Consider the following 21,443-nt stretch of genomic DNA (forward strand, 5'->3'; position numbering starts at 1 on the left):
CTTTTGGGTTGGCGGGTTCATTCAACGCTGAAGATGTCGATTTGCACCAATTCGGGACGGCGGATGCCGCGCGCCACGAACAGCGCGCGGCGCAGCCATTCGTGCGGCCCGGGCGCCACATCGAAGCGCGGCGTGGTGCGGAAATAATAGGCGCCTGGATCTACGGACACGCCGCGGGCCAGATCGGCCGTCACGGCTTCGCTGGCCACCCGCACGCCGATATTCTCCACCCCGATCACCGTGCCGTCGCTGGCCTTCAGGAAATAGCGCGCGGTTACCTCGGTCAGCCCGCCCGGCTGAATATCCTGCCAGTCGCCGCCGCCGGGCAGCACCTCGCCCTGCAGCCGTGGCCCGGCCACGCTGCCACCGATGATCGGCACAAACCGCCGCTGCGCCCCATCGATGCGCCCGAGTTCCACCGGCGCCGAGACTTTGACCATCACGGTGAAGGCATGGCGCAACACCGGCGCGGCTTGTGCGAGCAGGCGACTGGACTGCAGCACAGCCATGCCGGCAATGCCGGCCAGAACCAAGCGACGGGTGGAAGCCATGGACACGATACCTGTAGACATAATTGTTATGTCTGATAACATAATCCGCAAGCCAGAATGCGCAAGGCGCAAAATTGCAGGCAGAAGCGGGCGAGCGAGGATGAGCGACGCGAGATTGACCAACCCAGTGGCCGGCCACATCGGTTATCGCCTGCGCCGGGCTTCGGTTCAGGTGATGGCCGGGGCCGCCACATCCATTGCCCACCTTGGCCTGCACCTGACGCCGGCGACCATCCTGCTGTTGATCGATGCCAATCCGGGCTGCCGCCAGAGCGACCTGTGCGTGGAGCTGGGCATGAAGCGCGCCAACATGACCCCGATCATTGCCGATCTCGCGGCGCGCGGCTGGATCGACCGGGCGGCGATCGATGGCCGATCCATGGCGCTGCGCCTGACAGAGGGCGGACTCGATGCGGCTCAGGCGACGGCCGCGGCATTGGACGCCAATGAGGCGAGGCTGGCCGGTGCAATGACGTCGGGCCGCCTGACCGATCTGCTGGCGACACTGGTGCAGCTGGAACGCATCGGCGAGTCGTCCGTCATCGGCACGCAGGCCGCCTGATGCGCACCCTGGTTGCCATCATTGGCGCCGGCCCGGCCGGATTGATGCTGGCGCATCTGCTGCACATGGCCGGCATCGGCGTGGTGGTGCTGGAACGGCAATCGCCGGATCATGTGCAATCGCGCATCCGCGCTGGTGTGCTTGAACAAGTCACGGTGGACATCATGGCGCGGCTGGGACTTGACGCACGCCTTCGGGCTGAAGGCCTGGTGGAAGATGGTTTCTGCCTGGCGGACGGGGAGCGGCTGATCCGGATCGATGTGGCCGGCCTGACCGGCAAACGCGTCACCGTCTATGGCCAGACCGAGCTGCAGCGCGATCTGGTGCAGGCCGCCACCACGCGCGGCCTTGATGTGCGGTGGCAGGCCGATGATGTGGTCCTGCACGACCTGGCGGGCGACGCGCCGTGGCTGACCTGCCGGCATGACGATGCGGTGCTGCGCATCGATGCCGATTTCATTGTCGGCTGTGACGGTTTTCATGGGGTCTCGCGCCGGGCCATTCCCGCGAGCGCGGGCCGCAGCCACGAACGCGTCTATCCCTTTGGCTGGCTGGGCATATTGGCGGATGTGCCGCCCTGCCATCACGAATTGATCTATGCCAACCACGCGCGCGGCTTTGCGCTGGCCTCGCTGCGCAGCCCCACGCGCAGTCGCTACTACATCGATGTCCCCACCGGCACGCCGCTGGCGGATTGGCCGGACGATCGCCTGTGGGACGAACTTGCGATCCGATTGGGGCCACAGGCAGCCGCAGGCATCACGCGCGGCCCCCCCATCGAAAAATCCATCGCGCCGCTGCGATCGTTCGTGTTCGAACCGATGCGCTACGGGCGCCTGCTGCTGTGCGGGGATGCGGCCCATATCGTGCCGCCCACCGGCGCCAAAGGGCTGAACCTGGCGGCGAGCGACGTCCACTATGCCGCCGAAGCGCTCACCGCCTGGTTTGCCCGCGGCGACGCCGATGCCATCGCAGCCTACGCGCCGCGGGCGCTCGCCCGGGTCTGGAAAAGCGAGCGCTTCAGTTGGTCACTCACCCGGCTGCTGCACCGCTTCCCCGAAGACAACAGCTTCGATCGCGCCATGCAGGTGGCAGAGCTGGACTATATCGCCGGCAGCCGCGCCGCGCAGATGACGATTGCCGAAAACTATGTCGGGCTTCCAGTTTAACTGGCTTCCTTCAGGGCCTCGGCCGCAATCGCGCGCTCGATGATCTGCCGGGCGCGCACGCCGCCCTGATCGATGCTGTAGGCGCGCAGCTTGAGATCGGGGTTGGCGATGATGGAGGCCTGCTGGGCTTCCAGGATGGCGCGATCTTCGGCGAACACCCCGGCTTGCTGGCGTTTGAAACGGGCGGTGAAGCCGGCGTCGTCGATATCGAAGCTGCGGGCCATGCCCCAGAAATAATGATGGCTGGTTGCGGTTTCGGGGGTCATGAAATCCACCACCATGCCGCGTACCCCTTGGTCATGTGTCTCCAGCGTGGCGCCGGCGCCCACCGGTGCCACACCGACATCGATCATCACCGCCGCCGGCAGCATGAACCGGCAGATCTGCCAGCGATCGACGGGTCCATCCTGTTTCAAGGCACCGGACCAGAACGGTGGCGGCACGATGCCCGGCATCCAGCGTGACAAATATACCTCGTCGCCGTCCACCCGGCAGTGCAGCGGCGCCGCCATGATTTCCGGCTGACCGATGGAGCCGGCATGGACATGGGTTTCGTGGGTGAGGTCCATCAGATTGTCGATCATCAGCCGATAATCGCTGGCAATGTGGCTATGCCCGCCGTCAAACACCCAATCGGGATGCGAACAGGGCCACAGGTCTGGAATCAGCGCCGGATCGGCCTTGGCGCGATCACCGATCCACACCCAGACGAAGCGGTGCCGTTCGTGCACGACATAGCTTTCCACGCAGATGCTGCGATTCACCGTTTCATGGGCCAGCGGCATTTCCTCGGCCGTGCCGTCGGGGCCGATCTTCAGGCCATGATAGCGGCAGCGGATGGAATCGCCTTCCCGCAGGCCCAGCGACAGCGGCAGCAGCCGATGCGGGCAGGCGTCGCGCAGCGCCACCACCTGGCGGTTCAGCCGGCGATACAGCACCAGCGGCACACCACAGATGGTGCGTGCCAGCGGCGCCCCATCGACTTCGGCATCCCACGCCGCGACATACCAGGCGTTGCGCAGCCAGCTGGTCACAGGTCAGGCGTCACGGCTGCGGGCAAGGGCCGGGAACCATGCATCGGACAATGGCTCCCGACAACACGGCGAGACAAGGCCGCAAACGGCGCGAACCGTCGCAGGGCGAATGGGATGGTTCCGGTGATGTTCATCTTCGGTGACAGGATTGCGCTTTGCCGCCGGCAGATCAACCCCCCTGTGGCGGAATCAGGATGCTGGTTTGGCGGTCCCGCTCGGTGCGGGACAGCGACAGTCCGGCCGAGACATGATCGCCGGCGGCCACCGTCCAGGTGCCGAACGCCAGGCCTTCGAACAAGACATAACCATCGAAATCGGTGAGCGCGCGGGCGGCTTCGCGGCCTTGGGCATCGCGCAGGGTGATGGTGATGCCGGCCAACGGCGTGCGGGCATCGCCGGCGGCGAGCTGCACGCGGGCTTCGATGCTGCCGGTGGGGTGGATGGGGATGGCCAGCGGGCGCACTTCGCCGGGTCGCAGCGCGAGGCGATTGCCGGGCACGGCCGGGCGCAGGGCGAAATCGGGCAGGGAGGACAGCTGGGTTTCGATATCGAGCGCCGGGCCGGGCATCAGGCCACCGATCAGCAGCCGGCCATCGCTGCCGGTGGCATCGGCACGCAGGGCGTTGTCAACGATGACGCGGCCCCCGGCCACGGCCGCTTCGCCAGGATCGCGACGGCCATTGCCATCATCATCCATGAACATGTCGGCCAGCACGGCGCCGGACCGGGCGAGGCCGGTGGAAGCCGTCTGCCACCGGTGGCCCGCGTTGAACAGCCCGACGCTGAGCCCCAGCCCGGCGCGCCAGCCCGAAGCGCCTTGCCCGGCGCTGGCCGACAGATTGAAGGGCCCGATCCGGCGATTGAAGCTGAGCCCGGCGCCGATGCGGCCGCTGGAGGCTTGCCAATCGACATCAACGGCGATGCTGCCGCGGCTGCTGCTGCGCGTGGCGCTGAGGGTGGTGCCGGCGAGCTGCCAGCTGGCGGCCTTGGCAGCATCGATGCCAGCGCGCAGCCGCCAGCGGCCCAGGCTGGCGCTGGCGGCGACGGTGGCTGTGCCCTGCATGGTGCCGGCGCGCTGGCTGAGCCCCAGCGCGGCTGATGCTTGCCAGCGGCCCATCGGCACCGCAAGGCGGGCGGCCAGATCGCTGGCCGTGCCGCCGGCCCGCAATTCCCCCGATTGCACACCAATCTGCCAGGGCAGGCTGAAGCGGCCGAGGGCGAGCTGGCCGCGCGCCTTGAGCGCGGCCAGGCTGGAAAACTGCCGCGACAAGGCAGGCAGCGACGGGCCGATGGCGCGGCCGTGGCTGGCCAGATCGAGAATCAGATCGGTGCTGCCGAAGCGCCGGGCCAGCCGGGCAGCGCCGGCCGGCGCGCCGCTGGCATCGCGCGCCAGCGTGGCGGCAAACAGCCCGCCGGCCAGCGTGCCATTCAAGCCCAGCGCCACGGCCGGGCTGTCGCTGGCCGTGGCGCGCACATCGAGCCGGGCGGTCAGCGCCCGGCTGACCCCCCAGCCGATGGTGGCAAAGCCGGCCATGCCGGTGGGCAGCGCTGTCGTCTGGCCGGCGATCAGCGGCGTGCCGCCATCGACGAAGCCGATGGCATAGTCGATCTCATTCTCGGCATTCATTTCGGTGCCGATCAGACGATTGAAATCCTGGGTGGTGACCTCCCCATGCGGGCCGAACAGCCGCACCTGCCAGACATTGTCGCCAAGCCGCAGCGGCACGCCGGCAAAGCGGAAATTGCCGCTGGCATCAGCTTGCTTCGTGACGGCGACGAGCCGGCCTTCGTTCCACAGTTCGGCTTCCCAGCCGGGCGGCAACGGCCCCGACAGGGTGACTTCATCGACCAGATCGGCGCGCCAGCCGGGGCGCGACGAGATGACGAGACCGCGCCCGGACAGGCTCTGCGCGATCAGCGGCTGGGCCGGGCTGGCGACGTCGCCGAGTTGCAGGCTACGCGCGTGCAGTGGCCCCAACAGATCGGGGGTGTCGCGCGCTTCGGACAGGGTGAGGCCGAACGACGGCACGCCGCGATTGGCGACCGCCAGGCCGGCGCGGGCGGCAAGGCCGAACAGCGCACCGCTGGCCAACACATTGGCATTGGCATCACCGGTGCCGGACTGGCCCTGCAGGGCCAGCGCGACATCGGCGCTCCACAGGGCAAACGGCGCACGCGGCTTGGGCAGCAGCGGAAATTCGGCCCGCGCCGTTTCGGGATGCAGGCGCGCCTGGCGCTCGGCGCGTTCCAGCCGCATCAGCACCGGCAGCGCGGTGTCGGTGGTCAGCGTCAGGGCTTGGGTGACGGTGTCGAACACCAGTCGCATCGGCAGGTGACGCGGCAGGTCCGCCATGGCGAGGCAGGCGCCGCCGGCGCCGGGCAGCAGGGCGCTGGCCGGGATGGTGATGCGGCGTTGCGGTTGCGGCAGGGTGACGGTGATGCTGCCATCGGCACCATCGTCGTGCGCCAGTTCCAGCGCATCAAGGAAGGCGGCGAACGCCAGGCATTGCCCGCCGCCCGGGCCCAGATCGCGCATCGGCAAGGTTTCGGCGACGCGCTTGCCGCCCACCATCAGCGACGGCAGGATCAGGCCATCGCTGGCCTTGCCGGTTTTCGGGGCGGCCGGATCGGTGCCGAATATTTGATCGAACAAGCCGGGCGGATCATCCGCAGCGCAGGCCGGGCTTGCCAGGAACAAAAAGGCAAGCAGCAGGGCCAGCCAGCACCGGCCGGTCGGCAGGTGATGGCTGGCCATGGATCACAGTTTGGCGGTGAGGCTGGCGAGCACCGTACCGGCCAGCGTTGGTTCGGCGGCATCGGTGGAGACATAAGCGATGCGCACGCGCTTGCCGGCCAGCCGTGCCTTCACGTTGGCGGGCAGCGGCAGCACGACGTCCCGCGCCAGATTGGGCGTGTAGATGGCGACGCCGCGCACCAGCCAGGCCGGTTCCTTCTCGCCATCGACGGTCAGGCTGATGTCGCCATAGGTCGATCGCGTGCCGGTGCGGGCCAGCTTGACGACCAGATCGCTTTGCGCCGGGCCTTCCAGCGCAGCGGTATCGACGCTGACCGCCGCATCGAGCTTGCCGACGCGCAGGATGACCGGCACGGTCAATGATCGGATGGCAATGAGTTCGATCGACAGGCTGTTGTCGGTGGGCGCGGCGGACGGCAGGCTGCGGCCTGCACTGACCGGCGCCGACATCAGCCGCAAATGGCTGCGATATTCGCCGGGCGCCAGATCCGGCGCAATATCGGCCATGACCCGCACGACCTGACGCGCGCCGGGTTCCAGCGTGAGCTGGCGCGGCGAGAAGCGCAATTTGTCGTCGGCGAATTTTTCATCGGGTGCCGGCGTGGCGGCGGCTTCCAGGCTGCCATCGGGGCGCATGCGGCGGTTTTCGATGGCGAGGCGGAAGGCGGCGGCTTCGGCGCCCTTGTTGACCAGCACCAGTTCGGCACTGCGGCTGGCGGGGGAAAGCAGGATGCGGGTGGGGGCCACCAGCAGTTCGGCGGCACAAGGCACAGCCGGTGACAGCGCGCAGAGCAGCGCAGCAAGCAAACGGAGTTTCATGGGGAACAGACCTTCGGATGGCAGGGGTTGGTCTGGAAGGTGGATAGGGGGGTCGGGGGCGCGAGTAGCGATCTCGCGCGCCCTTCCCCCCTGCCACGGAGCTTATTACTGATATTCGACAGCGACGGTGAAGCTGCCCTTGTAGCGGCCGGCTTCCTGGCGCACGCCGACGTCGAGCACGCCGCCAACCGTGAAGCTGTCTTCACCCTTCAGCAGCTGACCCTTGGACTTGGAACCGTCGAACTTGAACACGCGCATGGCGGTGCCCTTTTCGTTCACGATCTTGATCTCTTCCGGCAGCGAGATCGTGTAGAAGGCATCGGCTTCACCGGTCACGGCGAAGGCAGCAGCGGTCTGGTCGTCGGTCAGGCAGGTCAGCGCCGGGCCGCACTTGCGGGCGCCATCGGTGGTGACGACGACGATGTCGGCAACGGTGGTCGACGGGGCGATCGTGCCGAAATACAGATCGGCGGTGCGGCTGATTTCCAGCGGCGCGATGATCTTGGCGCCGGCGCCGGCATCGGCGGTGGCGGCAGTGGCGGCGCCCGAGAAGGCAACGGCGATCAGCGCAGCGGCGCTGGCGAGGAACTTGGTATTCATGTGTTTAGTCCTTTCGTGACAGTGGGTTATCGCCGAAGCGCCTGTTTGCGCCGGCTGAGAGCGTTAATGCCGCGGTAACCTTTTTTTGTCATGCGAGCGACGGGATAGGCAGGCCTTGCGAAGGCAGGGGGTGGGGGTGCCGTTTGGGTCAGGCCGCTATACCAAAGTATGAAGAACCCCCCTCGGCTGGTGGGATTGCGCGCGCGCGCCACGCGGGCAATAGGGACGACATGGGCGGAAACGACCTTGAAGGCCCGTTGATGGCCCCAAATGAACTGCGGCGCCTGGCCGTGCTGGATCAGTATGAGGTGCTCGATACGCCGCCTGATCCGGCCCTCGATGTGATCACCCGGCTGGCCGCAGATCGATTCGGTTGCGCCATCGCCTTGGTGAGCCTGGTGGATGCTGACCGGCAGTGGTTCAAATCGCGCCATGGGCTGGATCGTTGTGAAACGCCGCGATCCCAGAGTTTTTGTGCCCATGCGATTCTGGGCGACGGCGTGATGGTGGTGCCCGATGCACGTGCCGATGCGCGCTTTGCCGACAATCCGCTGGTGCTGGGCCCGCCATTCATCCGCTTTTATGCCGGGGTGCCGCTGCGTGCCGAAAACGGTGACGCGATCGGCAGCTTGTGCCTGATTGACAATGCGCCGCGCCCCGGCCTTTCGGGTCACGAAGCCGAAATTCTGAAGCTGATGGCCGGGCAGGTGATGGCGCTGCTGCGCAGCAACCGCTTGCGCCGGTCGATGCAGATCTCCCAGTTGATCGCGGAAACCAGCACCGATGCCTTTGTCTGCGCCGATGCGCACAACCGCATCATCCACTGGAATCGCGCCGCCGAACGGATGTTCGGCTGGCCGCAATCGGAGGCTCTGGGACAGCCGCTCGATCTGATCATTCCCAATCGCCATCGCCATGGTCACAACAGCGGCATGGCCAGAATGCGGGCGCATGGCATGCCCAGGCTGGTGGGCAAAACCGTGGAAGTGCCCGCGATGGTGCGCGCCGGGCACGAGATTCCGGTGGAATTGAGCCTGGGCATGTGGCCGCCGTTCGGCGAAGGCGATCCGGAAGGCTTTGCCGCCATCATCCGCGATGTATCGGCGCGCAAGGCGCTGGAAGCGGAGCGGGTGGAAGCCGAAGCCCGGCTGGCCGCCCAGATCGCCGCCATCGAGGCTTCGAACGACGGCATTGCCATCACCGACAGCGACGGCTGCTTCGTGTTCATGAACCAGGCGCATGCCGCGATGTTCGGCCATGCCACGTCGGCCACACTGATGGGGCAGCGCTGGGATATCCTCTATGACGAGGCCGGGGCGCGTTATGTTTCGGATGTGGCGATGCCGATCCTGGCGCGCGACGGGCGCTGGCGTGGTGAGGTGCAGGGCCGTCGTGCCGACGGCAGCCCGGTGGATCAGGAAGTGTCGCTGTCGCTGTCGGCCAATGGCGGCATCCTGTGCGTGACGCGCGACATCGGCGGGCGGCTGGGGATGGAGCGCGAGAAGACCCGGCTGCGCGAGCAATTGATGCTGGCCCAGCGTCAGGAAGCCGTGGGGCAATTGGCCAGCGGCATCGCCCATGATTTCAACAATCTGATTGCCGCCATCGCCGGCACCGCCAGCTTGCTGGAACGCACCGCCGATGCCGAGGTGCGCCGCCATGCGCTGCGCATCCAGATGGCCGCGTCCACCGCCACCGGGCTGGTGGACAAATTGCTGGGGCTGGGGCGGCGCACGCCGGATCTGAAGCGTGTGGATGTGCGTAACATCGTGGCAAGCGTACGCGATCTGGTGCAGCCCAGCCTGGCCGACTCGCTGCACGCCATCGATCTCGTCATTCCGGACACGCCGGTGCTGGCCCAGGCCGATACCACCGAGATGATTCAGGTGATCATGAACCTGGCGCTGAATGCCCGCGATGCCTTGCCGCCTGGCCAGCCCGCCCGGATCGCGCTGTCGGTATCGCCGGCGGATCATTATGTGCCCAAGGGGCTGGTGATGGTGGGCAAGGTTCCAACCGTGCCCAGTGCGCTGATTTGCGTGCGCGATTCGGGTTGCGGCATTGCGCCGGGCGACATCGCCCGTGTGTTCGAGCCTTTCTACACCCGCAAGGGCGAAGGCGGCACCGGCCTTGGGCTGGCTGTGGTGGCCGGCATCATCGCCAATGCCGGCGGCTCGATCGCGCTGGCCAGCCAGCCGGGCGAAGGCACATTGTTTGAACTATGGTGGCCGTTGAATGCCGAGGTCGATCTGCCGGAACAGACGCCGCCGATCAGCGCGGCCGATGCCGACGTGCTGGTGGGCAAGGCGGTGCTGGTGGTGGATGACAATCCCGCCGTGGTCGATACGCTGGTGGCCATGCTGGAAGACGTGGGCGCCGAAGCCGGCCCGTGCCTTGACCCCGCCGATGCGCTGGCGGCGATACGCGAAGATCCACAGGCCTGGAGCCTGGTGATCAGCGATTATGACATGCCGGGCATGAACGGCGCGCAATTGGTGCAGGCGATGCGGGCCGTGCGCGCCGATGTGCCGGTGCTGCTGTTGACGGCGCTGCCCAATGCCCACCAGCGCCGGGCCGATGCCGAGTTGTTCGATGCCGTGCTGGGCAAGCCTGCCAATCAGGCCGCCCTGCTGGCGGCGGCGCGGGTGGCCATGGCCAAGGCGCAAGCACGGCAGGTGGCCAAGGTTACAACCGGTGAACGGCGCAAGGGCGATCGGCACGCGGCCAAAACGGCCAAATCCAAAGGCAAGACATGACGAGAATATTGATCGCCGATGATCACGAACTGCTGCGCGATGTGCTGCGATCCTATCTGGAAGCCGAAGGCGGATTTTCCGTGGTGACGGTGGCCGATCTGGGCGGCGCGCTGGCGGCCATTGCGGCCGGGCCGGCGTTTGATCTGGTGCTGCTGGATTATGACATGCCGGGCATGAATGGCTTTTCCGGGCTGGAAACCGCAATCGCGGCCAGCGGCGATTGCCCGGTGGCGCTGATGTCGGGCCTCGCCCCGACGGGCGTGACCGACAAGGTACTGGGGGCCGGCGCGGCGGGCTATCTGCCGAAAACCCTGCCGGCCAAATCGGTGGTGAACGCCATCCGCTTCATGGTGGCAGGCGAACGTTATATGCCGCTCGATCTGGGGCGGCCGGTATCGGCAGAGGCGGGGCCTGGCCTGTCGCCGCGCGAACGCGAAGTGCTGGCCGGGCTGTGCGCCGGCCATGCCAACAAGGAAATCGCCCGTGATCTGGGCCTGCGGGAACCCACCATCAAGCTGCACGTCAAGCTGATCTGCCGGAAGCTCGGCGCGCGCAACCGCACCCACGCCGCGATGATCGCGCGCGAACGGCAATTGTGCTGACGACGCGCAGGGCGTGAATGGGCGGCAGGTTCGCTTCAATGCCGTGTGGGTGACGCCGCAGACGCGGATGGCCGAAGGAAGCGCCCGCCCAGTACGACGGCGGCGATGCTGAGGTTCATCAGGGCAAAAGCGACAAGCGCACTGCCCGACCCCGCCGGCGCCGCACCCAGCAGCAAGCTGTCATTGCCGCCGGGAATCAGGCCGATGCCGATCATCATCACTGCGCCACCGGCGATGCTGCGTGCCAGCGCCGCCCATCCGCGCCATTTCAGATGCAACTGCCCGGTGAGCCAGCCCGATGCCAGCGCGCCGGCCAAGGTCGCCATCATGGTGCGCGCCGCCGGGCCAGCGGCGCTGCGCATCGCGCCCAGCAGGCCATCCACCTGGCCGTCGACCACGTCCACCCAGGTCCACCCTGGCATCACCACGAACAACAGGCTGCCGGCAGCGCCCAGGCTCGCCATCAGGCCGGCGAGGTGGCCGGCGTGCGCGCCCCGTGCGCGCAGCCATCGCACCGCCAGCAGCAATACCGCCGCGCCGCCCGCCACCAGCGCCAGCCCGGCGCCATCCGGATGGGCAAAATGGCTGGGCGGCACCACCACCTTCAGGCCCAATATCCGCCCGATCACGTCCCCAATGACGATGCCGATCGGCAGCCCCAGCATATGGATCTCGCCATTGCCCATCCGCCACAAGGACCCCATCAGGCAGGCGCCGTTCAGCACGGCGCCCATGCCGAGCAGTACGGCACCGACCAGCAGCGCCGGGCCGATGGGAACATTGCCGGGCAATTGATCGCCGCGGCCCAGCAGCCAGGCCAGCGGCAGGCACACCATTGTGGCGGCCCCGGTGGCCGCAGCAAAGCCAACGGCCAGGGATGCGTCCCGGTCATCGATCCAGGTGCGCACCGCCGCCACCCCACAAGTGCCGCCGCGATGCGCGGCAAAGCCGACCACGGTTGCCGCCAACAGGCTGACCAGCATCACGATCATGCCGCGTCCTGCGCGGGCAGGGGCCGTTCATGCTGGGTGATCAACCGGGCCGCGGAATCGAAGGTGATGTAGCGCCACAGCCAGTTCGTGCCGACCACCAGCCGATTGCGAAACCCGGCCAGGAACCAGATATGCACGGTGCACCACAACAGCCACGCCGGCTGATCCGACAATTGCATGCGGCCAAGATCGGCGACAGCACGCGAGCGGCCGATCGTGGCCATGCTGCCGGGATTGCGATAGCGGAACGGCACAACGGCCGTGCCGGCCCGCATCGCCACGATGTTGCGGGCGACCTGTTCGCCCATCTGTTTGGCAGCGGTGGCCACGCCCGGGATCATGGCGCCGTCCGTGCCGGCCACGGCAGCGGTATCGCCGATGACCAGGATGCTGCAATCTTGCGCCAGCGCCAGATCAGGCCCGACCGGTACGCGGCCGCTGGCATCGCCGGCCACGCCCAGCCAGCGCGCCGCTGGCGAGGCAGCGACGCCGGCTGCCCAAACGGTCACGGCCGCCGCCAATTTGTCATCGCCGATCATGATGTGGCCGGGGCCGACTGCAGTGACCCGCGCGTTCAGGCGCAGTTCGACCCCCAGGCCGGCCAGCGCGCGCGCCGCAGCGGCGGACAGTCCCGCCGGCAAGCCCTTCAACAGCCGATCGCCACTGTCCACCAGAATCACGCGCACACATTTGCGGGTGATGTGCGGGAAATCGCGTTCGGCGCTGTGGCGGGCAAGTTCAGCAATGGCACCGGCCATTTCCACGCCCGTAGGGCCGCCACCCACCACGACGAAGGTCAGGTGATCTGCACGAACTTCACGATTTTCGGCGCGCATGGTTTCGGCGCGCTCCAGCGCCAGCAACAGATCGCGGCGCAGGCGGATGGCATCATCGATGGTCTTGATACCCGGGGCATGTTCGGCCCATTCGGGATTGCGGAAATAGGCGTGGCGGGCACCAGTGGCGACCACCAGCTCGTTGAAAGGCTGCCGGCCGCCGCTGGACAGCAGCACGCAGCGGTTGACACGGTCGATTCCGACCACCTCATCCATCAAAACCGATACGCTGCGGTGGCGGCGCATGATGGAACGGATGGGCGCGGCAATATCGGCCGGCGACAGGCCGGCGGTGGCAACCTGGTAAAGCAGGGGCTGGAAGAGATGATGATTCTGCCGATCGATCAACACGGTGGCAATGCCGGCCTGGCCGAGGCCGCGTGCAGCCGCCAGGCCGGCAAAGCCGGCGCCGATGATGACCACCGGCGCGGCGGAGCGGATTGTGGCAGGATCCATGACCGGCAGTTCGCGCTGCGACGGCGCGTCGTTACACGCGCCCGCCGTGATTGCAGCAGCGCCCTTGCGAAAGCTGCGGTAGGGGCGATAGGTACGGCCGGGCCGCAGGAACACCGATGAACGACACAGGCAGGACCACCGGCATGCGCCGCATCGAAGGCGGCACGTTCAGCATGGGCGCCACGGACTGGTACCCCGAAGAGGCGCCGCTGCGCCAGGTGCGGGTGGATGCGTATTGGATCGACGAAACCCCGGTGACCAATCGCCAGTTCGCCCGCTTCGTGGCGGAGACCGGCCATGTCACGCTGGCCGAGATCGCGCCCGACCCGAAGGATTACCCCGGCATGCGGCCTGAACTGGCCGTGCCGGGCGCGCTGGTGTTCACGCCCACGGCCGGGCCGGTGCCGCTTGATCAATATCATCGGTGGTGGCGGTTCTTGCCCGGTGCCGATTGGCGTCATCCCCAAGGGCCAGGCCCAGATCTCGATGCGCTGGATTTGTGGGATCATCCGGTGGTGCAGGTGGCGTGGCCGGATGCGGCGGCCTATGCAAAATGGGCTGGCAAAGCGCTGCCGACCGAGGCCGAGCATGAATTTGCCGCGCGCGGCGGGCTGGAGGGCCGGGACTTCGCCTGGGGCGATGAACTGGCCCCCGATGGGCGCATGCTCGCCAATTACTGGCAGGGCGAATTTCCGCACCACAACGCGTGCGAAGATGGCTGGGCCGGTACGTCGCCGGTGCGGAGCTTTCCGGCCAATGGCTATGGCCTGTTCGACATGATCGGCAATGTCTGGGAATGGACTCAGGATTGGTGGCAGGATCGGCCTGAACCCAAACGCAAACGCCAACCCGGCGCCTGCTGCACGATCGAAAATCCGCGCGGCGGCCAATATTGGAGCAGTTACGATCCGGCGCAGCCCAGGGTGAAGATCGGCCGCAAGGTGCTGAAAGGCGGATCGCATCTGTGCGCGGTCAATCATTGCCAGCGCTTCCGCCCGGCGGCGCGCCATCCGGAGATGATCGATACGGCGACGACTCACATCGGCTTTCGCTGCGTGATTCGCGGCTGAGTCGTCGGCCAGTGGCGCTGGCGGCAAAGCCGGTTAGGATGCGGCATGATTCGCCGCACCTTGTTGATCGCTGCCCTGTTCGCCGCCGTTCCGGCGTTGGCCCAAGAGCCGCCACCCGCACCGCCGCCGCCTGCGCTGCCGGCCCCGACCACGGTGACGGTGGTGATGACCACGGCGCTTGGCTCCATCAGCATCGCGCTCGAAACCCAGCGCGCGCCGATCACCGCCAATTATATCTTGCGCCATGTCGATGAGCAGCGGCTGGATGGCGCCGCCTTTTACCGGGCCTACAAGATCACGCCGGATGGCAGCTTGGGGCTGGTGCAGGGCGGCATCCAGGACGGCCGCAAGCTGTTGCCGCCGGTCGCCCACGAACCCACCAGTACCACCGGACTGACCCACGATGAAGGCGCGATCAGCCTGGCCCGCGGCGCGCCCGGCACCGCGCAAGCGCAATTCTTCATCATCCTGGGCAGTCTGAAAGCGCTGGATGCCAACCCGGCCGGGGCTGGTGACAATGCCGGCTATGCGGTGTTCGGCCGGGTGATCGAAGGTATGGACGTGGTGCGCCAGATCCTGAATGTGCCGATTTCGGCCACCAAGGGCGAAGGCGCGATGAAAGGCCAGATGATCGAAGCGCCGGTGAAGATCATCAGCGTCAAGCGGCTGATTCCACTGCCGCCGAAACCGGTGGCGAAGCGGCCGGCGGCGAAACGGCGTTAAGCTGGATACGGCGGCGCGTGCCAGCCCTTGGGCGACGCCGTGAAGATCTCGCAGCCGGTCTCGGTGATGCCAATACTATGTTCGAACTGCGCCGACAGCGAGCGATCACGGGTCACCGCGGTCCAGCCATCTTCCAGCACCTTCACCGCCGGGCCGCCGGCATTGATCATCGGTTCGATGGTGAAGAACATGCCGGGATGCAGCACAACGCCGCGCCCCGGCCGGCCGACATGCACAACATTGGGCGCGGTGTGGAATTCCTTGCCCAGGCCGTGCCCGCAGAAATCGCGCACCACGCTCATGCGGTTTCGTTCGGCATGGGTCTGGATGGCATGGCCGATATCGCCCAGCGTGTTGCCGGGCTTCGCCTGTTCGATGCCCAGCATCAGGCATTCATAAGTGACATCCACCAGCCGGCGCGCCTTCAATGGCACATCGCCCACCAGGAACATGCGGCTGGTGTCGCCATACCAGCCATCGACCACCACCGTCACGTCGATGTTGACGATATCACCGCTTTTCAGGCGCTTGGGGCCGGGAATGCCGTGGCAGACGACATGGTTCACCGATGTGCACAGCGAATGGGAGAAGCCGCGATAGAACACCGTCGCCGAGCTGGCGCCAGCGGCGCGGACGAAATCCCAGGCCATGGTGTCAAGTTCGATCGTCGCCACCTCGGGCTGCACGAACGGGGTCAGATAATCCAGCACTTCGGCGGCGAGGCGCCCGGCAATGCGCATGCCTTCGAATCCGGCCGGGCCGTGCAGGCGCAATTGGCCCTCGTGCGGGTCGATGATGGTGGTGTAGAGCGCCTGCGTCATGGCTTCACACATAAGCGTTGGCGGGGCCCAAGTCCATGTTGGGCATGACAAGCGCGCGTCCGAGCCTTAAGACAAGTTCATGGAACCCGACGATACCCGCATCTATACCGCCGCCCTGGTCATCATTGGGGACGAGATCCTGTCGGGCCGCACCCAGGATGCCAACACCGCCTATCTCGCCAAATGGCTGGGCGTGCAGGGCATCCGCCTGAAGGAAGTGCGCGTCGTGGCGGACGAGATGGACGCCATCGGCGACGCTGTGAACGCGCTCCGGGTGAAGCATGATTATCTGTTCACCACCGGCGGCATTGGCCCGACCCATGATGACATCACTGTCGATGCCATCGCCGCCGCGCTGGGCCGCCCGGTGATCGTGCATCCCGATGCCCGTGCCATCCTGGAAAGCCATTATGGCGACCAGTTGACCGAGGCGCGCTTGCGCATGGCCCGCACCCCCGAAGGCGCGCGTCTGATCGAAAATCCGCGCACCAAGGCGCCCGGCATCCGAGTAGAAAATATCTTCATCATGGCCGGCGTACCGATGATCACGCAGGGCATGCTGGCGGCGCTGGATGGCCAGTTGCCGGGCGGGCTGCCGGTGCTATCGCGCACGGTGGCGGCCTGGACGCAGGAGAGCAAGGCCGCCGAAGTGCTGCGCCGGGTCGAGCGCGCCAATCCGGGCCTGCAGATCGGCAGCTATCCATTCTGGCGCGAAGGCAAGACCGGCGCCAATTTCGTCATGCGTTCCACCAGCACAGCGCAATTGGCCGAGGTGGCACAAATGCTGATGGCGGCGCTGCGCGAAATCGATATCACCCCGATCGACGGGGAATTGTAATTTCGTGATGGTCAAACGCGGGGTCGCACCATGTCATTGATCCGCTGGGTTTTCCTGATAGCGCTGGGGCTGGCCTTCGTGCTGCTTGCCGTATCGAACTGGACGCTGGTTGAATTTGTGCTGCCCGATGGAAGCCCGGCGTCGGTGCCCTTGCCTTTGCTGCTGGCCGCCGCCTTCCTGGCCGGCGTGATCCCGACCTGGGCCTGGCATGCGCTGCTGCGCCCGCTCGCCGGCAAAAGCCGCAGCCGCCGGGTCGAAAAGGCCGAACGGACGGAAGTGGCGCTGGCTCAGCCCGGCATCGTGCCGCCGTCTGGCGCCTGAAGCTGACTGAGTATGCCTGACAATCGGGTTTTCGTCGCCGCAGATGTGGCCGATGTCGCGGCAGCGCGCGATCTGGTGGCCAAAGTCGCGCCTTCGGTGGCCGGGCTGAAGCTCGGCCTCGAATTCTTCTGTGCGCACGGGCCCACGGGCATCGCGGCGGTGATGTCAGGCGCCGGACTGCCGCTCTTTCTTGATCTGAAGCTGCACGATATTCCCAACACGGTGGCCGGCGCGGTGGCCAGCCTGGCGCCGTTGGCTCCCGCCATCCTGACCGTCCACGCGGCTGGCGGGGCTGCGATGCTGGCCGCGGCGCGCGCGGCCGCACCGCCCGCAACCAAAATCGTCGCCGTCACGGTGCTGACCAGCCTGGATGACGGCGATCTGCTGAGCGCCGGGGTTGGCGATGGCAGCGCCGCGCAGGCCCTGCGGCTGGCGCGGCTGGCGCGCCACGCCGGCCTGGATGGCATCGTCTGTTCCCCGCACGAAGTCGCCGCCATCAAGGCGCTGTGGCCCGAAGGCCTGTTCGTGGTGCCCGGCGTGCGCCCCGACGGCAGCGCGGTGGGCGACCAGAAGCGCGTGATGACGCCGCGTGCCGCGCGTGATGCCGGTGCCGGCGTGCTGGTGATCGGCCGGCCGATCACTGCCGCGCCCGATCCGGCCGCCGCCGCCGCCGCGATCGCTGCCAGTCTGGCATGAGCCATACGCCGTTCAAGATCTGCGGCGTGAAGACGCATGATGTGCTCGATGCCTCGGTTGCGGCTGGCGCCGCGCATATTGGCTTCAATTTCTTCTCGCCCAGCCCGCGCGCCATCGATCCGGCCCAGGCCGCGCCATTGATTGCGCGGGTGCCGGCGCATGTTGGCCGGGTGGCGGTGCTTGTCGCCCCCGATGATGAATTGGTCGCCGCTGTGGTCGCGGCCGGCATCACGATCCTGCAATTCCATGATGTGTCGGCGCAGCGACTGGCCGAGCTGAAATCGCGGCACCGCCTGCCAGTATGGCTGGCCGCCGGCGTGCGCACCCGCGCCGATATTGCCGCGGCGACACGCGATGCCGGCCCGGCCGACCTGTTGCTCCTCGATGCCAAAGCGCCTAACAACGCGCCCTTGCCGGGCGGCAACGGTCTGGCCTTTGATTGGCGTCTGCTGATCGACGGCCGGCCGGGCCGCGCGTTCGGGCTGGCGGGCGGCTTGCGCGTCGAAACGGTGGCCGATGCCATCCGCCTGGTGGCGCCGGCGCTGGTGGATGTGGCTTCGGGTGTGGAAGAGGGTGCAGGCGTGAAATCGGTGAACAAGATCATGGCCTTTGCCAACGCCGTGAGGGCAGCATGAACGCGCACGCAGGTAGTTTGCGCGCCGGCCCCGATGCGCGCGGGCACTTTGGCGAATTCGGTGGGCGCTATGTCGCCGAAACGCTGATGCCGCTGATCCTCGATCTGGAAAAGGCCTACACGGCGGCCAAGGCCGATCCGGCGTTTCGTGCCGAATTTGATGATCTGCTCACGCACTATGTGGGCCGCCCCAGCCCGCTCTATTTCGCCGAGCGGCTGACCGATCATCTGAATGGCGCGAAAATCTACCTGAAGCGCGACGAACTGAATCACACCGGCGCGCACAAGATCAACAATTGCATCGGGCAGATCCTGCTCGCCAAGCGCATGGGCAAGACGCGGATTATCGCTGAAACCGGCGCCGGCCAGCATGGTGTGGCCACCGCCACCGTCGCCGCGCGTTTCGGCCTGCCCTGTACCATCTTCATGGGCGCACGCGATATCGAGCGGCAGGCGCCCAACGTGTTCCGCATGAAATTGCTCGGTGCCGAAGTGCGCAGCGTCGAATCCGGCAGCCGCACGCTGAAGGACGCGATGAACGAGGCACTGCGCGATTGGGTGACCAATGTGCACGACACCTTCTACATCATTGGCACCGCTGCCGGCCCGCACCCTTATCCGGAACTGGTGCGCGATTTCCAGAGCGTGATCGGCACCGAGGCGCGCGCGCAGATATTGGAACGCGAAGGCAGGTTGCCCGATCTGCTGGTCGCGGCGATCGGCGGCGGTTCCAACGCCATCGGCCTGTTCCACCCGTTCCTCGATGATGCCGATGTCCGCATGATCGGCGTGGAAGCCGCCGGGCACGGCCTGAACACCGCCGAACATGCCGCGTCGCTTGCCGGCGGGCGGGCAGGGGTGCTGCATGGCAACAAGACCATGCTGCTGCAGGACGAAGATGGCCAGATCACCGAAGCGCACAGCATTTCGGCCGGGCTGGACTATCCCGGCATCGGCCCGGAACATGCCTGGCTGCACGCCATCGGCCGGGTGGAGTATCAGTCCGCCACCGATGGCGAAGCCCTCGACGCGTTCCAGATGATGTGCCGGGTGGAAGGCATCATCCCGGCGCTGGAGCCGGCGCATGCGCTGGCGGCGGTGGCGCGGATTGCGCCGAGGATGGCGAGCGACCAGATCATCATCGCCAATCTGTGCGGGCGCGGCGACAAGGACATCTTCACGGTGGCCGAAGCCCTGGGGGTGACGTTGCTGTGACGCCGTTTGCCGCCCGGAATTTTGTCGCGGATCGCCCGTGGGGCAGCCAGTTGCTGAGCGATTTCGGCGACGTCACGGTGCGCCTGCACAGCACGGACGCGCCCTATCACTGGCATGTCAACACCGGCAACGAAGTGTTCGTCGTGCTGGATGGTTGTGTTGACATGCATGTTCGCGATGGCGGGGCGGAACATGTGCATCGGCTGAATGCCGGAGAAGGCATGGCCTTCGGCCCGGGCGACGAGCATGTGGCGCACCCGCAGGGACTGGCGCGCGTGCTGGTGGTTGAACGCAAGGACTCGCAATGAGCGACCGCCTCTCCACCCGCTTCGCCGCCTGCGCCGCCGAAGGGCGCGCTGCGCTGGTGACGTTCGTCACCGCCGGCGATCCCGATCTCGCCACCAGCGCCCAGATCCTGGCCGCGCTGCCGGCGGCCGGTGCCGATGTCATTGAAATCGGCATGCCGTTCACCGATCCGATGGCCGACGGCCCGGCGATCCAGCGCGGCAATATCCGCGCGCTGGGCGGCGGCGCCACGCTGAAGCATCTGATCGCCATGGTCCGCGCCTTCCGCGCGACCGACAATGCCACCCCGGTGGTGTTGATGGGCTATTTCAACCCGATCCTCAGCTTCGGCCCGGAACGCTTTGCTGCCGAAGCCAAGGCCGCCGGCATCGATGGCTGCATTGTTGTCGATCTGCCGCCCGAGGAAGCCGCCGAGCTGACCCCGGCGCTCGGCGCGCATGGCCTGCATCTGGTGCGCCTCGCCACGCCGACCACCGATGCCGCGCGCCTGCCGGCCGTGCTCGATGGTGCATCGGGCTTTCTCTATTATGTCTCGGTTGCCGGCGTCACTGGCGCCGGCAGTGCCCAGGCCGGTGATGTTGCTGCCGCCGTCGCCCGCCTGAAGGCCGCGACCAGCCTGCCGATCGCGGTCGGTTTCGGCGTGCGCACGCCGGAACAGGCAGCTGCGGTGGCCGTGCATGCCGATGCGGTGGTGGTGGGCAGCGCCATTGTCGATGCGATCGGCGATGCCGCGGCCGCGCGCGCCAATGATATTCCGGCGCGAGTCGCCGCCCAGGTCAGCGCGCTTGCGCAGGCCGTCCGCACTGCCAGGCAGGAGAGAGCCGCATGAGCTGGATCACCCGCACCCGTCAGCAATTGACCGGTTTCCTCGCCAAGCGCGACACGCCGGAAAATCTGTGGACCAAGTGCAAGAATTGCGGCGCCATGGTCTATACCAAGGAATGGGAAGACAATGATCATGTCTGCCCGCGCTGTGACCATCATGATCGCATCGGCGGGCGGGCCCGTTTTGGCCAGTTGTTCGATGCCGAATACCGCCTGCTGACCCCACCGCGCGTTGCCGAAGACCCGCTGAAGTTCAAGGATCAGAAGCGCTATGTTGATCGCCTGAAGGCGGCGCGCGCGCAGACCGGTGAGCAGGATGCGATGCTGTGCGCCGATGGCCAGATCATGGGCCACCGGGCCATCGTTGGCGTGCAGGATTTCGCCTTCATGGGCGGATCGATGGGCATGGCGGTGGGCGAAACTTTCCTGTCGGGTGTCGATGCGGCTCTGGCCGCGCAATGCCCGTTCATCATGTTCACGGCGGCCGGCGGCGCGCGCATGCAGGAAGGCATATTGTCCCTCATGCAGATGCCGCGCACCACCGTGGGCATCCAGCAGCTGAACGAGGCCGGGCTGCCCTATATTGTCGTGCTCACCGATCCGACCACCGGCGGCGTCACCGCCAGCTATGCCATGCTGGGCGATGTGCAGATTGCCGAGCCCAATGCGCTGATCGGCTTTGCCGGGCAGCGGGTGATCGAACAGACCATTCGCGAGAAATTGCCCGAAGGCTTTCAGCGCGCCGAATATCTGCTCGAACATGGCATGCTCGATATGGTCGTGCACCGCCGCGATCTGAAGGCCACGCTCGGTCAGTTGATCGGCCTGCTGATGGCGCGGCGGCTGGCGGCGTGAGCGCAGG

Annotated in this window: 22 protein-coding genes; 14 read left to right on the forward strand and 8 right to left on the reverse strand. The window is 66.9% G+C overall.

The genetic code is table 11. The features are described 5' to 3' along the window. Window positions 1–17: 17 nt before the first annotated feature. Entirely contained in the window at window positions 18–551 is a 534-nt protein-coding gene (locus AC6UUM_RS07790; protein WP_500804757.1) for a DUF3237 domain-containing protein, read from the reverse strand. 100 nt (window positions 552–651) lie between these two features. On the opposite strand from AC6UUM_RS07790, the gene AC6UUM_RS07795 reads away from it, so the two are divergent. Both AC6UUM_RS07795 and pobA read left to right on the forward strand, forming a co-directional pair. Next, a complete protein-coding gene (locus tag AC6UUM_RS07795; protein ID WP_500804758.1) occupies window positions 652–1,113 on the forward strand; it encodes a MarR family winged helix-turn-helix transcriptional regulator in 462 nt (153 codons plus the stop codon). After that, on the forward strand, window positions 1,113–2,282 hold the full coding sequence (gene pobA, locus AC6UUM_RS07800; protein ID WP_500804759.1) for a 4-hydroxybenzoate 3-monooxygenase: 1,170 nt from the start codon (window positions 1,113–1,115) through the stop codon (window positions 2,280–2,282). Before AC6UUM_RS07795 ends, pobA begins: the two co-directional genes overlap by 1 nt. Here pobA and AC6UUM_RS07805 read toward each other — a convergent pair. From AC6UUM_RS07805 to AC6UUM_RS07820, 4 genes are all read right to left on the reverse strand, one after another. Then, window positions 2,279–3,316: a Rieske 2Fe-2S domain-containing protein gene (locus tag AC6UUM_RS07805; protein ID WP_500804760.1), complete on the reverse strand. Its 1,038-nt coding sequence runs from the start codon at window positions 3,314–3,316 to the stop codon at window positions 2,279–2,281. The two genes, pobA and AC6UUM_RS07805, sit on opposite strands and share 4 nt — an antisense overlap. Window positions 3,317–3,485: 169 nt before the next feature. Next, window positions 3,486–6,071, reverse strand: coding sequence for an MSCRAMM family protein (locus tag AC6UUM_RS07810; protein ID WP_500804761.1), 2,586 nt, complete (start codon window positions 6,069–6,071; stop codon window positions 3,486–3,488). Window positions 6,072–6,074: 3 nt separating this feature from the next. Further along, window positions 6,075–6,890: a fimbrial biogenesis chaperone gene (locus tag AC6UUM_RS07815; protein ID WP_500804762.1), complete on the reverse strand. Its 816-nt coding sequence runs from the start codon at window positions 6,888–6,890 to the stop codon at window positions 6,075–6,077. A gap of 105 nt (window positions 6,891–6,995) precedes the next feature. Then, entirely contained in the window at window positions 6,996–7,490 is a 495-nt protein-coding gene (locus AC6UUM_RS07820; RefSeq protein WP_500804763.1) for a DUF4402 domain-containing protein, read from the reverse strand. A gap of 230 nt (window positions 7,491–7,720) precedes the next feature. Between AC6UUM_RS07820 and AC6UUM_RS07825 the strand changes: the two genes are divergently transcribed. Then, on the forward strand, window positions 7,721–10,246 hold the full coding sequence (locus AC6UUM_RS07825; RefSeq protein ID WP_500804764.1) for a PAS domain S-box protein: 2,526 nt from the start codon (window positions 7,721–7,723) through the stop codon (window positions 10,244–10,246). Further along, a complete protein-coding gene (locus AC6UUM_RS07830) occupies window positions 10,243–10,848 on the forward strand; it encodes a response regulator transcription factor (protein ID WP_500804765.1) in 606 nt (201 codons plus the stop codon). Before AC6UUM_RS07825 ends, AC6UUM_RS07830 begins: the two co-directional genes overlap by 4 nt. Before the next feature lie 35 nt (window positions 10,849–10,883). Here AC6UUM_RS07830 and AC6UUM_RS07835 read toward each other — a convergent pair whose 3' ends face one another. After that, window positions 10,884–11,840, reverse strand: coding sequence for a YeeE/YedE thiosulfate transporter family protein (locus tag AC6UUM_RS07835; RefSeq protein ID WP_500804766.1), 957 nt, complete (start codon window positions 11,838–11,840; stop codon window positions 10,884–10,886). Next, a complete protein-coding gene (locus AC6UUM_RS07840) occupies window positions 11,837–13,132 on the reverse strand; it encodes an NAD(P)/FAD-dependent oxidoreductase (RefSeq protein ID WP_500804767.1) in 1,296 nt (431 codons plus the stop codon). The genes AC6UUM_RS07835 and AC6UUM_RS07840 overlap by 4 nt, the downstream gene beginning before the upstream one ends. Before the next feature lie 116 nt (window positions 13,133–13,248). Here AC6UUM_RS07840 and AC6UUM_RS07845 point away from each other — a divergent pair, with 116 nt between their 5' ends. Then, window positions 13,249–14,202, forward strand: coding sequence for a formylglycine-generating enzyme family protein (locus tag AC6UUM_RS07845; protein WP_500804768.1), 954 nt, complete (start codon window positions 13,249–13,251; stop codon window positions 14,200–14,202). A gap of 45 nt (window positions 14,203–14,247) precedes the next feature. Continuing rightward, on the forward strand, window positions 14,248–14,925 hold the full coding sequence (locus AC6UUM_RS07850) for a peptidylprolyl isomerase (RefSeq protein WP_500804769.1): 678 nt from the start codon (window positions 14,248–14,250) through the stop codon (window positions 14,923–14,925). Here AC6UUM_RS07850 and map read toward each other — a convergent pair. Then, window positions 14,922–15,746, reverse strand: coding sequence for a type I methionyl aminopeptidase (gene map, locus AC6UUM_RS07855; protein WP_500804770.1), 825 nt, complete (start codon window positions 15,744–15,746; stop codon window positions 14,922–14,924). The genes AC6UUM_RS07850 and map overlap by 4 nt on opposite strands. A 79-nt stretch (window positions 15,747–15,825) precedes the next feature. Here map and AC6UUM_RS07860 point away from each other — a divergent pair, with 79 nt between their 5' ends. Genes AC6UUM_RS07860 through accD form a run of 8 tightly spaced genes read left to right on the forward strand, consistent with a single transcriptional unit; the run spans window position 15,826 to window position 21,436 of the window. Then, complete coding sequence (locus AC6UUM_RS07860) at window positions 15,826–16,584, forward strand: competence/damage-inducible protein A (protein WP_500804771.1); 759 nt, start codon at window positions 15,826–15,828, stop codon at window positions 16,582–16,584. A gap of 30 nt (window positions 16,585–16,614) precedes the next feature. Next, on the forward strand, window positions 16,615–16,905 hold the full coding sequence (locus AC6UUM_RS07865) for a hypothetical protein (protein WP_500804772.1): 291 nt from the start codon (window positions 16,615–16,617) through the stop codon (window positions 16,903–16,905). A 12-nt stretch (window positions 16,906–16,917) separates the two neighbouring features. After that, window positions 16,918–17,601 carry an orotidine-5'-phosphate decarboxylase gene (pyrF, locus tag AC6UUM_RS07870; protein WP_500804773.1) on the forward strand — a complete coding sequence of 228 codons (684 nt, stop codon included), beginning with the start codon at window positions 16,918–16,920 and terminating at the stop codon, window positions 17,599–17,601. Further along, complete coding sequence (locus tag AC6UUM_RS07875; RefSeq protein WP_500804774.1) at window positions 17,598–18,236, forward strand: phosphoribosylanthranilate isomerase; 639 nt, start codon at window positions 17,598–17,600, stop codon at window positions 18,234–18,236. Before pyrF ends, AC6UUM_RS07875 begins: the two co-directional genes overlap by 4 nt. Then, window positions 18,233–19,450 carry a tryptophan synthase subunit beta gene (gene trpB / locus AC6UUM_RS07880; protein WP_500804775.1) on the forward strand — a complete coding sequence of 406 codons (1,218 nt, stop codon included), beginning with the start codon at window positions 18,233–18,235 and terminating at the stop codon, window positions 19,448–19,450. Before AC6UUM_RS07875 ends, trpB begins: the two co-directional genes overlap by 4 nt. Then, window positions 19,447–19,758: a cupin domain-containing protein gene (locus AC6UUM_RS07885; RefSeq protein WP_500804776.1), complete on the forward strand. Its 312-nt coding sequence runs from the start codon at window positions 19,447–19,449 to the stop codon at window positions 19,756–19,758. Before trpB ends, AC6UUM_RS07885 begins: the two co-directional genes overlap by 4 nt. Then, on the forward strand, window positions 19,755–20,585 hold the full coding sequence (gene trpA, locus AC6UUM_RS07890; RefSeq protein WP_500804777.1) for a tryptophan synthase subunit alpha: 831 nt from the start codon (window positions 19,755–19,757) through the stop codon (window positions 20,583–20,585). The genes AC6UUM_RS07885 and trpA overlap by 4 nt, the downstream gene beginning before the upstream one ends. Beyond that, window positions 20,582–21,436 (forward strand): acetyl-CoA carboxylase, carboxyltransferase subunit beta, encoded by an 855-nt coding sequence (gene accD / locus AC6UUM_RS07895; protein ID WP_500804778.1) that lies wholly within the window; start codon window positions 20,582–20,584, stop codon window positions 21,434–21,436. The genes trpA and accD overlap by 4 nt, the downstream gene beginning before the upstream one ends. The last annotated feature ends 7 nt before the right edge of the window (window positions 21,437–21,443 follow it).

Source organism: Sandarakinorhabdus sp. (assembly GCF_987265915.1).